At 70.4% G+C, this 13,897-nt stretch carries 11 protein-coding genes; 9 read left to right on the top strand and 2 right to left on the bottom strand.

Annotation, left to right across the window (positions count from 1 at the left end):
- The first annotated feature begins 107 nt into the window (after positions 1-107).
- Positions 108-1,106, top strand: a complete 999-nt coding sequence (gene gap / locus KCH48_RS07120; protein ID WP_210571273.1) for a type I glyceraldehyde-3-phosphate dehydrogenase — start codon at positions 108-110, stop codon at positions 1,104-1,106.
- 13 nt (positions 1,107-1,119) lie between these two features.
- Here gap and KCH48_RS07115 read toward each other — a convergent pair whose 3' ends face one another.
- Complete coding sequence (locus KCH48_RS07115; RefSeq protein WP_210571272.1) at positions 1,120-1,833, bottom strand: NAD(P)-dependent oxidoreductase; 714 nt, start codon at positions 1,831-1,833, stop codon at positions 1,120-1,122.
- A 93-nt stretch (positions 1,834-1,926) separates the two neighbouring features.
- Here KCH48_RS07115 and KCH48_RS07110 point away from each other — a divergent pair, with 93 nt between their 5' ends.
- Entirely contained in the window at positions 1,927-2,697 is a 771-nt protein-coding gene (locus KCH48_RS07110; RefSeq protein ID WP_374104659.1) for a TetR/AcrR family transcriptional regulator, read from the top strand.
- On the opposite strand, the gene KCH48_RS07105 is transcribed toward KCH48_RS07110, so the two are convergent.
- Positions 2,593-3,150, bottom strand: a complete 558-nt coding sequence (locus KCH48_RS07105; protein WP_210571271.1) for a DUF1062 domain-containing protein — start codon at positions 3,148-3,150, stop codon at positions 2,593-2,595. The two genes, KCH48_RS07110 and KCH48_RS07105, sit on opposite strands and share 105 nt — an antisense overlap.
- Positions 3,151-3,403: 253 nt before the next feature.
- Here KCH48_RS07105 and KCH48_RS07100 point away from each other — a divergent pair, with 253 nt between their 5' ends.
- The 7 genes from KCH48_RS07100 to KCH48_RS07070 are packed head-to-tail and all read left to right on the top strand — an operon-like array spanning position 3,404 to position 13,886.
- On the top strand, positions 3,404-3,607 hold the full coding sequence (locus KCH48_RS07100; RefSeq protein WP_210571270.1) for a DUF2997 domain-containing protein: 204 nt from the start codon (positions 3,404-3,406) through the stop codon (positions 3,605-3,607).
- On the top strand, positions 3,595-4,194 hold the full coding sequence (locus KCH48_RS07095; RefSeq protein ID WP_210571269.1) for a 4Fe-4S cluster-binding domain-containing protein: 600 nt from the start codon (positions 3,595-3,597) through the stop codon (positions 4,192-4,194). Before KCH48_RS07100 ends, KCH48_RS07095 begins: the two co-directional genes overlap by 13 nt.
- A gap of 9 nt (positions 4,195-4,203) precedes the next feature.
- Entirely contained in the window at positions 4,204-5,742 is a 1,539-nt protein-coding gene (locus tag KCH48_RS42865; RefSeq protein ID WP_210571268.1) for an AAA family ATPase, read from the top strand.
- A gap of 5 nt (positions 5,743-5,747) precedes the next feature.
- Positions 5,748-7,607: a hypothetical protein gene (locus tag KCH48_RS07085; protein ID WP_210571267.1), complete on the top strand. Its 1,860-nt coding sequence runs from the start codon at positions 5,748-5,750 to the stop codon at positions 7,605-7,607.
- Between the two features lie 5 nt (positions 7,608-7,612).
- On the top strand, positions 7,613-9,940 hold the full coding sequence (locus KCH48_RS07080) for a hypothetical protein (RefSeq protein WP_210571266.1): 2,328 nt from the start codon (positions 7,613-7,615) through the stop codon (positions 9,938-9,940).
- Between the two features lie 5 nt (positions 9,941-9,945).
- Positions 9,946-12,279 carry a hypothetical protein gene (locus KCH48_RS07075; protein ID WP_210571265.1) on the top strand — a complete coding sequence of 778 codons (2,334 nt, stop codon included), beginning with the start codon at positions 9,946-9,948 and terminating at the stop codon, positions 12,277-12,279.
- The gene (locus KCH48_RS07070; protein ID WP_210571264.1) at positions 12,276-13,886 is read left to right on the top strand and encodes an Hsp70 family protein; all 1,611 of its coding nucleotides are present in this window, start codon (positions 12,276-12,278) and stop codon (positions 13,884-13,886) included. The genes KCH48_RS07075 and KCH48_RS07070 overlap by 4 nt, the downstream gene beginning before the upstream one ends.
- Positions 13,887-13,897: the final 11 nt, after the last annotated feature.

Here is a 13,897-nt window from a genome sequence, read left to right as displayed (position 1 = left end):
ACGACACTCAGGCGCTTGGCGCGATCCTTGCGAACCTTGGCAATCACGCCACGGCCACGGACGGGTCCCGCACGCGACGCTGGTGACGAAGGGAAGGGACACCATTCATGACGCGCATCGCCATCAACGGATTCGGCCGCATCGGACGCAATGTGCTGCGGGCCCTGCTGGAACGCGACAACGACCTCGAGATCGTCGCCGTCAACGACCTCACCGAGCCGGCCGCCCTGGCCCGGCTGCTCGCCTACGACTCGACGGCCGGCCGGCTCGGCCGCCCGGTGACCGTGGACGGCGACGCCCTTGTCGTCGACGGCCGCCGCATCACGGTGCTCGCCGAGCGGGACCCGGCGCAGTTGCCCTGGGCCGAACTCGGCGTCGACCTCGTACTGGAGGCCACAGGCCGCTTCACCTCGGCGAAGGCCGCCGGCGCCCACCTCGCCGCCGGCGCGAAGAAGGTCCTGGTCAGCGCGCCGTCGGACGGCGCCGACGTCACGCTGGCGTACGGGGTCAACACCGACGCCTACGACCCGGCCCTGCACACGATCGTCTCAAACGCCTCGTGCACGACCAACGCGCTCGCGCCGCTGGCCGCGGTCCTCGACCAACTCGCCGGTATCGAGCACGGTTTCATGACCACGGTGCACGCCTACACGCAGGAGCAGAACCTCCAGGACGGTCCGCACCGCGACGCGCGCCGCGCTCGCGCCGCCGCCGTCAACATCGTGCCGACGACGACGGGCGCCGCCAAGGCGATCGGCCTGGTGCTGCCGAACCTGGACGGAAAGCTGTCGGGGGACTCGATCCGCGTGCCGGTCCCCGTGGGCTCGCTCGTCGAACTCAACACGACTGTGGCGCGGGACGTGACACGCGACGACGTACTGGCGGCGTACCGCGCGGCGGCGGAGGGGCCGCTCGCAGGCATCCTCGAGTACTCCGACGACCCGCTCGTCTCGTCCGACATCACGGGCAACCCCGCCTCGGCCATCTTCGACTCGGCCCTCACCCGCGTCGACGGCCGCCACATCAAGGTGGTCGCCTGGTACGACAACGAGTGGGGCTTCTCGAACCGGGTCATCGACACGCTCGAACTGCTCGCCGCACGCTGACCAATTCGCCTGGCTAGGCGTGGCGCCTGCCGCCCCCGGCGTGCGCGAGGGCGCTGGGGGTGCGGCAGCCGACGATGGCCGGGGCCTCCTGGACGAGCGTGTCGTCGGTGAGCGCTTCGACCATGAACAGCGCGAAGTCGATCCGGCGAGTCAGATCGCTGGCCAGGACCGGGTCGCCCACATGCCGGCTCCACACCGGCAGGCCCTGGCTCTCGCCCTCCTCCAGGCTGCTGCCCCGCACCACAGTCCACCGGGTGTCGCTGGCGAACACCCGTCGGCACGCCTCCACTTGGTCGTCGAGCTCGACGGCGCGGACCAGCTTGGCCAGTGCGGCGACGACCCGGAGGCCCAGGACGAACAGCCGCGAGTACTGGTCCTTGCCGTCACGCGTGATGTGCCAGCCGCAGGAGAAGACCAGGCGCGCACCCGGCCGGGCGTGGTCGAGCACCGCCTGCGCCGTCCCCGACGAGTACTGCCGTACGCCCCAGGGCACCAGCACCGTCAACACCCCGTCGCATCCGGCGACCGCCCGCCGGATCACCTCGGGGTCGTTCGTGTCCCCGGGAACCACGGTCATCCTGCCCTCGAACGCGGCCAGTTTCGGCACACTGCGTTCCCGGCACACGCCGACCACTTCGTAGCCGCGCTCCAGTGCGTGGCGGACCATGTACTGCCCGAGCTTCCCGGAAGCTCCGACGACGCAGACCTTCTTCATGCGATCCCCCATGGCGCAGCCCCTTCACCGGCATGCTGACCTTATATTGTAAGGCACGCTAGCCTTATACTGTAAGGCGGTCAAGGAGAGGGAAAGGGAGACCGCATGCATGAGAGCGGCAAGAAGGCTCGGCGCAGGGCCTCGGCGCGCACCCCGCTCAGTCGCGAGCGCGTGATCCGTACGGCGATGGCGGTGGCGGACGAGAAGGGGTCGGTCGCCGCACTCACCATGCGGGCCATCGCCGCGTCGCTGGGCGTGGAGGCGATGTCGCTCTATCACCATGTGGCCGGCCGGGAGGACATCCTCGACGGCATGGTGGATGCGGTGTTCGGCGAGATCGACCTGCCGCCGCGCGACACGGACTGGAGAACCGCCATGCGCCACCGGGCGGACTCGGCCCGCGCCGCCCTCAAGCGCCATCCCTGGGCCGTCGGCCTGATGGACTCCCGCTCCCAGCCGGGCCCCGCGACCCTGCGCCACCATGACGCCGTCCTCGGCGCGTTGCGCGCGGGCGGCTTCTCCGTGCCGATGACCGCGCACGCCTTCTCACTGATCGACAGCTACCTGTACGGCTTCGTGCTCCAGGAACTGAGCCTGCCGTTCAACGGTGAGGCGAGGCTGGACGAGGCCGCGGGCGCCATGCTGCACGACCTGCCGGCCGACACCCACCCCCATCTCACCGAACTGGCCACCGAGCACGTCCTCAAACCCGGCTACGACTACGCCGACGAGTTCGCCTTCGGCCTCACCCTCATCCTCGACGCCCTCCACTCAGCGCTTGAGCGTGAAGGTGAAATCGTCGGAGAGCCTGCCGCTCAGCCGGACCGCCGAGACGAGCTTCCCGTCCCTGATCAGTCTCTCGACCTCGGCCCGTGAAAGACCGCACCCTTCAGCGATCAGTCGCACCGGCCGGACAGGAATCCGCGCCGCGAAGCGGACCGACACATCGATCACCTCGCTCACCTCGCCGTCCAGGTGATCCGGTCCGCCGGTGTCGAGGCGCCAGGCGCCCGCCCAGTCGAGGGCGATGCGATCGCGGCGCCGCAGGACCGGATCCTGGAGCAACTCGGCTGCCAGGACAGGGTCGTTGTCGTGCATCCGGTCCAGCAGTTCAGGTCGTACGGAGCGAACGTTGACCCGCTCCAGGACCGTGAGCTTGGCCGTGTCCCCGCAAGCGGTACAGAGCACGAGGAGCCAGGCGTCCAGGAGTTTGTGGTGTGCGTTGACCCGGAACTTCCCGTCTGCCCGGAAGCGCTCGGACGCGCATGCGTGGCAACGGCGGAGAACGGTCGGCAGGCAGGTGGGCATGACCACCCAGCTCTTGAGCACAGAAGTACACCGGTTTCAGTGAGAAGTCCGCAGCAAAAAGGAGCGCGGCGCACATGCGCGACGCGCGACAGATCAGCTCTCGGGAGGTCTCACAGGGTGTACAACGGCACGTCCTTGCCTGGGCGACTTGGTTCGGCAGCACGGTAAGGGCGCACAGCCGCGCTGCTCCACAGGTTTTCCGAGCGCCGGGACCCGTCCCGAACTCCTCCCGGCACAGTGGCGGGGTCTTTTCCCTGGGAGAAGGGGTGAGTTGATGGCGGAGGAGAGTGTCGAGGTCGTCATCGCGGCGGACGGGACCGTGGAGGTGCACGTCCAAGGGGTCTCCGGCACGCGGTGTCTGCAGGACACCGACGAGTTGGTTCAGTTGCTCGGCGGCGCGGTGGAGCACCAGGTGCTCACCGAGGAGGCCTACCAGCAGGACGCGACCGAGGAGCAGGACCGCCTGTGGCAGGGGTGAGCGGCCTCGGCACACCGTGGCGGCTGCATGCCGTGGTGCCCCGAAGTGCCGCCAACGGACCGGGAGTTCGGTACGTCGTCTGGAGCCAGGGGTGCGCCCTGGGCTGCGCGGGCTGCTTCAACCCCGAGACGCACAGCGGGGTGGGCGCCGGCCTTGTACGGACGGCCGGCGAAGTCGCCGAGGAGGCGCTCGCCGGCGCACCGCACATCGAGGGCGTCACCCTCACCGGCGGTGAGCCGCTGGAGCAGCCCGCCGCGGTGGCCGCGTTCTGCGCCGAACTGCGCGCCCGCAGCGGCCTGTCGGTGATCGTGCTGACCGGGTTCACCCGCGCCGAGATCGAGGCGGACCCGGCCCGCTCGGCAGCCGTCGCCGACGCCGACCTGGTGATCGCCGGACGGTACAACGCGCGGCTGCGGCTGGCCCGGGGGCTGCGCGGCTCGTCGAACAAGGAGTACTGGATGCGCACCGGGCGCTACACGGCGGACGACCTGGCCGCCGTACCGGAGTTGGAGATCACCGTCGGGGATGACGGGACGGTGACGTTCACCGGCATGGTCGCGCCGGTCGCCGCGGGAGGGGAGTTCTGAGTGGGCACCGTGGGCATCCAAGACGAGATCCGGCTGTATCTGCGCGCCCGGGTGGCGCTGATCGTGCTCGTCACGGTCGAGGAGCAGCGGGCGCTGGACGTGCTGGACCAGGTACGGCGGGACCGGGATCCGTCCTCCGACCTCGTCACCTGGGACATCGCCGACGGTCTGGAGTCGGCGTCGGGCCGGCAGCTGCCCAAGGCGGCCACCCCGCCGGACGCACTGACCAAGATCAAGGAGCTGGCACAGAAGGAGCCCCGCCGCCGCGACCTGTACGTCCTCAAGGACTTCCACGCCTTCTGGGAACGCGACCCCGCGGTACGCCGGCGCCTGCGCAACCTCGCCCACAAGCTCGTGTTCACCGGCTCCTCGCTGATCGTGACCACGCCGGTGCGCGACATCCCCGTGGAACTGGGCGACGACGCGGTGGTGGTGGAGATGCCGCTGCCCGAGGCCGACGCGCTGCGTCGCGAGCTCGACCAGCTCATCGACAGCACCAAGGGGGTGAAGTCCACGCTCACCCCGGCGGGCCGCAGCCGCCTGGCGCAGGCCGCGCTGGGCCTGACCGCCGCCCAGGCGCGACGGGCCTTCGCCAAGGCCATCGTGCGCGACGAGGTGCTGGACGACCGCGACATCGAGGCGGTGCTGGCCGAGAAGAAGGCCGTCATCCGGGAGAACGAGGCCCTGGAGTTCTACAGCGCCGAGGAGAGCCCCGACGACCTCGGCGGCCTGGACGTGCTCAAGGAGTGGCTACGGCTGCGCGAGCGCGCCTTCGGCGACGCCGCCCGCGAGTTCCGTCTTCCCGCGCCCAAGGGCATCGCGCTCATCGGCATCCCCGGCACCGGCAAGAGCCTCACCGCGAAGATGATCGGCGGACTGTGGCGGCTGCCGCTGCTGCGCCTCGACGTCGGGGCGCTGTTCGGTTCGCTGGTGGGCGAGTCGGAGGAGCGGGTCCGCAGGGCACTGCGGCTGGCGGAGACCGTGTCGCCGTGCGTGCTGTGGATCGACGAGGTGGAGAAGGCGCTGTCGTCCGGGGGCCATGACGGCGGCACCTCGCAGCGGGTCTTCGGCACGGTCCTGACCTGGATGCAGGAGAAGACGGCACCGGTGTTCGTGGTCGCCACCGCCAACGACGTCAGCGCCCTGCCGCCGGAGACCCTGCGGCGCGGCCGGTTCGACGAGGTGTTCTTCCTCGACCTGCCCACCGAGGAGGAACGCCGCGAGATCATCACGGTCCACCTGCGCAAACGCGGCCGTAAGCCGGAGATGTTCGACGTGTACCAACTGGCCCTGGCGTGCGACGGGTTCGTCGGCGCCGAGCTGGAACAGGTCGTCGTGGACGCGATGTACGCGGCGTTCGCCGAGGAGCGTGACATCACCACCGAGGACATCGCCCGCGCCGCCGACCGCACCGTCCCGCTGAGCAAGTCCCAGCGCGAGGTCATCGAGGACCTGCGCGCCTGGCTGCGCGAAGGCCGCGCCCAGTCGGCCTCCTTCGCCGAGGCGGACCGGGCGGCGGAGCACCAGGTGCCGGTGCTGGAGGTGTAGGCGGCGTGGGACGGCTCACCGATGAGGCCGCGCGGCAGCTCGTACGGCGGGCCGACGGCCGGCGCGCGAACGGATCCCGGGGGCTGCGGGCGCGGTGGGCGTGGCGGCGGCTGGTGCTCCGGTGCGCCTCGGGCGACCCGGCCGCGCAGGACGGCGTACGTGCCATAGCCGGGAAACTGCCCGGCCCGGATGTCCTGGACCTGCTCGCGGCGGCCCCCGCGGAGCCCGCCGACCGTGCCGCGTATCTGACGCTGATCGGGCAGGGCGCCCAGCGCCAGGCCCTCGATCCCGACGGGTCGTACCTGGCGCTGGCCTATCGCGCGGCGGCTCCCGAGGTCCGTGAGCGGCTGCGTACGGTCATGGCCGCCGAGGGCGACGCCGATGTGATCCGGGTGGTGGTCAGCGGGGATCAGCGCGACCGGATCGCCGAGATGTCGGAGGGCGAACTGGACTATCTGGGGCATCAGTTGGCCGAGCACCGGCGGTGGGACGAACTGCGTCGCCTCATCCGCGACCTGCCCGTGCCCAAGGCGGTGGCCGCGGCTCAGCTGCTGCCCGCAGAGGAGTATCCGGAAAACGACGCCGCACTGTTGTCGATGCTCGCCGAGCGGTCCGCCCGGGAACTCCTGGCCACCGTCGAACGGTTGCCGGCCACCCGTCTCATCACGCACGTCACCGGTGGAGGCCATCGTGGAAGCTATCTGGGGGCTTCGCTCTCTCCGGACCTGTCCGAAGTGGCCCTGAGATATGGGATCTGGAAGCGGGGGCAGCACAACGAGATCCATGTGGAGACACTGCGGATCGGCACGGGTGAGACGACCCATCGTTTCCGCGGAGACCCGCTGAGGGATGTGGACAGCGGAAACTCGATACTGCACCTCGGCGACGAGATCGTCATCAGGCTGGAGGATGACGACCACCGCCACCAGATCGTCCGGGTCGTCCCCGATCTCAGGGCCCTCGGCTCGCCCTCCGCGCTGTCCGACATGCGGAGGGCGAGCGGTGGAGCAGTGCTCGTGTGTCCCACGGGGCTTGCCTTCGTGGACCCGGGCGCACACACCTTGAGACGTCTGGAGATTCCCCGGTTCAAGAACCACTCAGCCGTCGTCAGTGACGCCTCCTGCACTCTCACGACGTTTCCCGAAGACCGGCTTGTCGCGGTGTACCGCAACCAGCGGATCTCTGTGGTGAACGAGGACGGAACCGTGCGCTGTGAGACAAGGAGGAACGCCGGGAGCACGAGCGGGTTCAGCCCCGCGCTGTCCTTTCTCTCACCGAATTCGCTCGCGCTGCACATAAACGGGACCTACCCGCCCCAAGCGCTCACCGAGATATGGAAGTTCCCGTCGAAAGGCGCCCCGCGCCGTACCGCCAAGCACACGGGAGCGATTCCGGACCGCTGGCCGTATGAGGAATGGCAGGGAAAGCGACTCGACGATTCTTTCGTCATACGCATCTACAACGACGCCGAGGCAATTTGGGTCGACCCCCTCGCGCCGTGGATCCAGCGCGGCTCCGAGGTCTCGTCGCGGCTCGTGAGTCTCCTGGGCAGGTCACCCGGGGGAGACATGTACTTCACCGAGGCAGTGGCCCCGGGCCCCCAGCGCCTGGAGATACACAGCCCTCACCTGCCCGACGCGCGCGCCCTGTTGGAACGGCCGCTGCTGCACAGCACTCCGGCGGACCTGCGGCGCGTACTGGAACTCCGCCCGAAGATCGGCGACCTCGCGGTACGGGAAGCGCTCGATCTGCTCGCGGCCGCTTTGAGCGAGCGCTTCGGCGGCGACATCGCACTGGGAAGCACCACCGCCGTCCCCAGGGGCGGCCCGACCGACATCGCCCTCGGCCGGGACGGAACGGAGTGAGGCCCATGCGGATACGGATCGCGGTCGTGAAGCTGTGGCTGCCTGTCGGGAAGAACTCCCGTTGGCGCCGCAGGGCGCTGGAGACCGTGCTCCGCGCTGCCGACTCCGGTGAGCCCGTGGCTCTGCGGGCCGCCGTGGGCGCGATCAAGTCCCTCGGCCCCGACACCGTGTGGGAGACCTGGTTGGGGCCCTCGGTGTCCGGAGCCTCCCCGCGATGGTGGACGTCCCCGCTCGTGGCGGAACTGGCGAGCAGTTCGACGGCCGTGCACGACGTGCTCGTGGACGCGGGCTGGCGCGAGTGGCTCGACGAGGACAAGCCCGAGTTGTGGTCCTTGCTGAGAAGGTGGAATCGCGCGGCGACGATGTCGACCGCGACGTCCGGCCCGGGGCTGCGTTTCCTCAGCCGTCTGGCGCTCGGCGACGGCGGAGAGAGCAGCGGCGATGAGACCGTCGACGCCCCGTCCCTCGCCCATGCCGCCGCCCGCTTCGACCACCCCATCGGCGAACGGGCCCGCGCGAAACTGCTGACCTGCGGCGATTCGCGGGCGGTCGCTCTGTTCTGCGCGACAGCCGTGCAGGCGGATACGCCGCACGCGGTCGAGTTCTGCATGGCCCACCACCTCGCCCCCGCCGACGCCGCGGAACGCGCCGCGTTCTTCCTGCGCACCGGGCAGCACGAGCAGTACCGGGCACTGGACCCCGACGGAGCGCTTCTGGCCGCCCATTACCGGAACGCGCCGACCGAGGAGCGCTCGGCGCTGCGGGAGGCCATGACGCGGCTCGGCGGCATCGACGTACTCCGCGTGCTGGCCGGACAACGCCGTCGGGACGGGGACGTCGCTTCCCTCAGCCACAAGGAACGCGCCTATCTGACAGGGCAGCTCACCCGGCAGCGCGACTGGGACCGACTGTGGCCGCTCACTGTGCTGCTCCCGCTCGCCGACGCCGTCCGAGTGGTCCACGCGTTCGGCGATTGGCGGCCGTCCGGCGAGGACGACCGTCGCATGTTCGAGACGCTGCTCGCAGCGGGACCGGTGGCCAAGCAGGTGAAGGCCCTGTCCACCGGGTCGCCGGTCTGGGGCACCCCGCACACCCGGATCGCACTCCGCGACCTGGACGAGCGGGCCACCGACGTCGTCGATCTCGACTTCGCGCCGGACGGCCGCGGGCTCGCTTTCGCCAGTCAAGGCAAGTGCGCCGGGATCGTCGATCTCGACAGCACCACCCTGTTCCGGCTGTATCACTTCACGGGCTCCCCTTCGCGGATCGTGCAGTTGGGGCCCGACGCCGTCGTCGTCGCGGACTCCGGACGCTACCGGGGCAGGCAGCGGCCCGCCCGTGCCCGGCTCCATTACTGCGACAGCCAGGGCCGACAGACGCTCCGCTTCGGGACCACCCGTGTCGCCCACGTCCGTCAGCTGCGGCGTACCGCCGGTGACCGGCGCTTCATCGTGCTGTCCGCACAGGACAGTACCGAGGACGGGGAATGGACGCTGTTCACCGGGGAAGCCGGCGGCCCACTCGTCGACACCGGCATGCTCAGCGGCCGGAACCACCACCCGGGGCTCACGGCCACCCTGGATCCCGAGGGCCGGACCGTCGCCGTGCTCGACCAGCGAACCGCCCTGGTCGCCGATCTCGCCGACCCCACGGCGGTAGCGACCCTCCGCGGTAGCACAGCCGCGGCCGGGGACAGCATGCCGCACACTGCCATGTCGCCGTCCCTTCTTGTCCGAGGGAATGACCAGGGCCGCGTGCAGGTGTGGCGGCGCGGACCGCTCCTCGCCAAGGCCCCGGTGTCGAAGCGCCTGTGGCAGCAACAGGAGGACAGAAGGCTGATCGGCCTGTCCTGGTCGCCCGCGCTGCAGCGGCTTCTGGCGCTCAGCCAGCGGGGGCAGGACATCGCGGTGCACCTGCCGCGCCTCAAGGTCCTCGGCACTCTGGCATCCGACGACGGGACGGTCCCCGGCACACATGTGTCCAAGCCGATCCCGCTCGGCAGTGCCGTGCCCGGGGCCCGGCCGTTCATGCGGCTGTCGCCGGGGGGCGATGTCCTCGCCATGGGCGGCGTCCTGCCGGGTCACATCGATCTCTACGCGCTGTCCCTTCTCACCGTCCGCCCGTTCATCGGCAAGCCGATGGGACTGATGCGGCCCAGGGAGCTGACGGCGGTGGTCACGGTGCTGGAGAACCCAGTGCTCGACGAGGAGTCCCGGACGACGCTCACACTGCTGCGGACCTGCCTGGAGCACCGGTTCCGCCACGACGTGCGGCTCGGGGACACGCACGGGGCGGCGGTCGCCGGCGCCTACGACATCGAGCTGGGCGGGTGAGCGGCATGCCGAAGACGCTCACCGCTCCCCACGCCGCCCGGCTGACCGAACTCGCCGCGCGTCGAAGGGACGGAGTGAGGCCGATGCGGATACGGATCGCCGTGCTGATGCTGCGCCTGCGGGCCCCGGACTCCGGGCTGGGCCGCTGGGCTCTTGGTGTGGTGTGGCGCGCCACGGATTCCGGCGTGCCCCGGGCCCTGCGCGCCGTCGCCCGCGCGTTGGAGACCCACGGCCAGGAGGCGGTGTTCCGGTCGTGGCTGACGCCGTCCGTGTCCGGCGCGTCCCCGGGGCGATGGGCCTCCCCTCTCGTGGCGGGACTCCCCGAGAACCCAACACCCGTACCCGCCATGCTCGTTGACGCCGCCTGGCAAGACTGGCTCGATCAGGACGATGCCGAGCTGTGGTCACTGCTGAAGCGCTGGGGCCCCGCCCCGACGACCTCCGAGCTCCACGTGCGCTTCCTCAGCCGCCTGGCGCTCGGCGACGACGACATGCCCCTGGACGAGCGCACGCTCATCGATGCCACCCTCCGCTTCGACCACCCCATCGGCGAAACTGCCCGGGCCTGGCTGCTCGCGCAGAGCGCCCCCGAGACCATCGACCTGTTCTGCGAGGCGGCGCTGGACTCCCCCAGTGCGGCGGCCTTCTGCGCAGAGCACCATCTCGCGCCCGCCGATCAGGTCCAGCGCGCCATCTTCTTCGTACGCACCAGGCAGTTGGAGCAGTATCGGGCGCTTGATCCCGACGGCTCTCTGCTGACGCTCGGCTACCGGGGCGCCTCCGACGAGGAGCGCTCGGTTCTGCGGGTCGAGATGAGCGGACTGGGCATCCTGGACGTGGTGCGCGTGCTGGCGGGACAGAGTTCCCAGCAGGCGGACTTCGCGTACCTCTCCGAGCACGAACGTGCGTATGTGGCAGAGCAGTTGACGGAGCGACGTGACTGGGACCGCTTGTGGTCCCTCACGTTGCTGATGTCGCTGCCCGAAGCGGTGCAGACGGCCGACGAGTTCGGTGACTGGCGTCCGAAGGACGAGGACGACCGCCGTGTCTTCGAAGCGCTGCGTGCCGCGGACTCGATCGCCGTGGCCCGGTTCGTGGAAGGCCTGGCCGGCGTAGGTCCGATCAGATCCCTCCCCCGCACCCGCATCTGGCCGACCGACACCGGCGAGCAGCCGATCGCGGTCCACGCTCTCGACTTCGCCCCGGACGGCATGCAACTCGCCTTCGCGGGGCGAGGGCCGAGGCATTGTGCCGGGATCGTGGATCTCGCCGATCTGACGCTGGTGTGGCTGGACGACCACCTCCCGCATCCGGCGCAGCGGATCGCACATCTGGGCTCCGACGCCATGATCGTCGTAGCGGGCAAGCAGATCCACTACGCCGACGAGAACGGCACGCCGGCGCTCTACAACCAGCCCGGCGATGTACGCGACGTGGAGCGGGTCGCCGGCGACCGTGCCTTCATCGTGATCGCAAGAAGCCCCCACATGCCGGCTGCGTGGACGGTGTTCACCGGCCGCTCCGGCGGGAACCTCACCGACAGCGGCGTGCTGCGCTGGCAGGGACGTATCACGCCGAGGACGACCGTAGTGGATGCGGAGGGGCGGCTGATCGCCCTGGTCGACGACCCCAGCAACATCGTGGTCGCCGACCTCGCCGACTCTGCGGTGAACAAGCTCATTGGCCCCGAAAACCTCAGATACAGCGCGAACTCGGCCGCCCTCTCGCCTTCCGCTCTCGTCTGCGGCACCGACTCCGGCGGGCTGCATGTGTGGCACGAACCTCTCACGACCTCACAGACGCCGGTCACGACCCGTCCCTGGACGTACGGGACATCCCCGATCCACCTCGCCTGGTCACCCGCGCTGGACCGGTTCCTCGCCGTCACGGAAACCTGTCTCCAGCTCCTCGACGTGCCTCCCACGCGTGACGCGCCCCCGCCCGAAGACTCCGTGTCCGAGCAGATCCCCCTGCTCTCCGACTACCAGTCCCGTCCCAGAGCGCGTTGCGCACGGGTGTCACCGCGGGGAGACCTGCTGGCGGTCGGGGGCCTGGAAGAGGGCGCCGTCGACATCTACGTCCTGACCGCCCTCGCCCTTCGTCCATTGATCGCCAAGCCCATGGGCGTGATGGGCCCCGGAGAGCTGACGGAAGTGGTCGCGGTGATGGAGCACCCGGTCCTGGACGAATCGTCCCGGCAAGCCCTGGGGCTGCTGCGGATGTGCCTAGAACACCGCTTCCGGCACGACGTCGGGCTCGGCGAGGCGGCAGGGTCGGTGAGGCCGGGCGACCACGAGATCGGACTGGGCGAGCTTCACGAACGTAAGGGAGACGCATGACCACCCGTATCGGCATCGACTTCGGCACCGCCAACACCGTCGTCGCGGGCTGGGATCCCGAGGCGGGCCGCGGCGTCCCCATCCCGCTGCCCGGCGTCGACATGCTGCGCGAGGCCGGTCCCGGGCCCACCCAGCGGGTGGTGCCCTCCCTGATCGCCTACGCCCACGACGGAACCACCCGCCGCCTCGGCATCCAGGTCACCCCCGAGATGGACGACGACCCGGGCTTCACCGTCTTCGCGTCCACCAAGAGCAACGTCTCCGGACACGCCTACGACGCGGCCCGACCGATCGGCGACCGCAAGGTCACCGGCCGGGAGGCGGCCACCCAGTTCCTCAGCGACATCATGGCGCTGGCCCTGCTCACCATCGAGGACGACGACCTGGAGATCGTCGCCACCGCGCCGGTGGAGTCCTTCGACGGCTACCGCGACTGGCTGGTGCGCGAGGTCCGCGAGGGCCTACCCACCGCCCGCCTCCGCATCGTCGACGAGGCCACGGCGGCCGCCGTCGGCTACAGCGCCCGGCTCAACCCCGGCGACGCGTTCGCCGTGATCGACTTCGGGGCCGGCACCCTCGACGTCTCCGTCGTCCGGGTGCAGGAACCCGACGAGGCGGGCTCCGGCGCGGGGGTGCGCACGATCGCGAAGCGGGGCCTGGACCTGGGCGGCAACACCATCGACGCGTTCCTCGCCGAACACGCCCTCAGCCAGCTCGCCCTGCCGCACGGTGACCAGATCGGCCGCAACCAGGTCTTCCGCCGCCTCCTGACCTCCGCCGAGCGGGCCAAACGGGAACTGGCCACCGCCGAGCAGGCCGTCATCCGCGCCGCCGACGCCCGCACCGACCGTGTGCACCAGGTCACGGTCACCCGCGGCGAGTTCGACGCCCTCCTGCGCGACAAGGGCGTGCTGCGCCGGATCAACCAGGCCCTGCGCTCCTGCCTCGATCTGGCCGCCACCCGCGGCTTCGGCACCGACGACATCCGGGGCGTCTTTCTTGTCGGCGGCAGCTGCCTCATCCCCGCCGTGCAGGACGTCGTCCACCTGCACTTCGACCCCGAAGTGGTGCGCCTGGACCGGCCCTTGGAGGCGGTTGCCGCCGGGGCGGCCGGCATCGCGGGCGGCAGCGAGCTGTTCGACCACATCCAGCACGACTACGCCATCCGGCATGTCGACCACGACACAGGCTCCTACGAGTTCGAGACCCTGGTGGAAGCCGGCACCGCCTATCCCACCGAGGAACCGGTCAAGACGCTCACCGTCAGGGCGGTGCACGACCGGCAGCGCAGACTCGGCCTGGCCGTCTACGAACTCGCCCACGCCACCTACCGCGACGCCAGTGCCGAGCTGGAGATCTCCTTCGACGCCGGCGGCGGCGCCCGCACCGTCACCGTCACCCCGCAGCAGCGCCAGCAGCGGTCCATGCTCTGGCTCAACGAGGACAGCCCCACCTTCCTGGAAGCCGACCCGCCGGCCACGGCCGGAGAGGACCGCTTCCGCCTCGAGTTCCGCATCGACGCCCACAAGCGCCTCACCGTCTCCGCCTACGACCTGCGCCGCCAGACCCTGGTCCTGGACAGACAGCCGGTCGTCCGCCTGGCGTGAGCCCGGCGGCG

Origin of the sequence: Streptomyces sp. GESEQ-4 (assembly GCF_017948455.1) — a bacterium.
Lineage (GTDB): Bacteria > Actinomycetota > Actinomycetes > Streptomycetales > Streptomycetaceae > Streptomyces.
Note: the sequence above shows the minus strand (reverse complement) of the source record. Positions and strands in the feature narration are given on the sequence as shown.

Bases quoted from the DNA above. Each gene is read 5' to 3' on its own strand.
- gap (WP_210571273.1), top strand. From the start codon at position 108: ATGACGCGCATCGCCATCAACGGATTCGGCCGCATCGGACGCAATGTG.
- KCH48_RS07115 (WP_210571272.1), bottom strand. From the start codon at position 1,833: ATGGGGGATCGCATGAAGAAGGTCTGCGTCGTCGGAGCTTCCGGGAAG.
- KCH48_RS07110 (WP_374104659.1), top strand. From the start codon at position 1,927: ATGCATGAGAGCGGCAAGAAGGCTCGGCGCAGGGCCTCGGCGCGCACC.
- KCH48_RS07100 (WP_210571270.1), top strand. From the start codon at position 3,404: ATGGCGGAGGAGAGTGTCGAGGTCGTCATCGCGGCGGACGGGACCGTG.
- KCH48_RS07080 (WP_210571266.1), top strand. From the start codon at position 7,613: ATGCGGATACGGATCGCGGTCGTGAAGCTGTGGCTGCCTGTCGGGAAG.
- KCH48_RS07075 (WP_210571265.1), top strand. From the start codon at position 9,946: ATGCCGAAGACGCTCACCGCTCCCCACGCCGCCCGGCTGACCGAACTC.
- KCH48_RS07070 (WP_210571264.1), top strand. From the start codon at position 12,276: ATGACCACCCGTATCGGCATCGACTTCGGCACCGCCAACACCGTCGTC.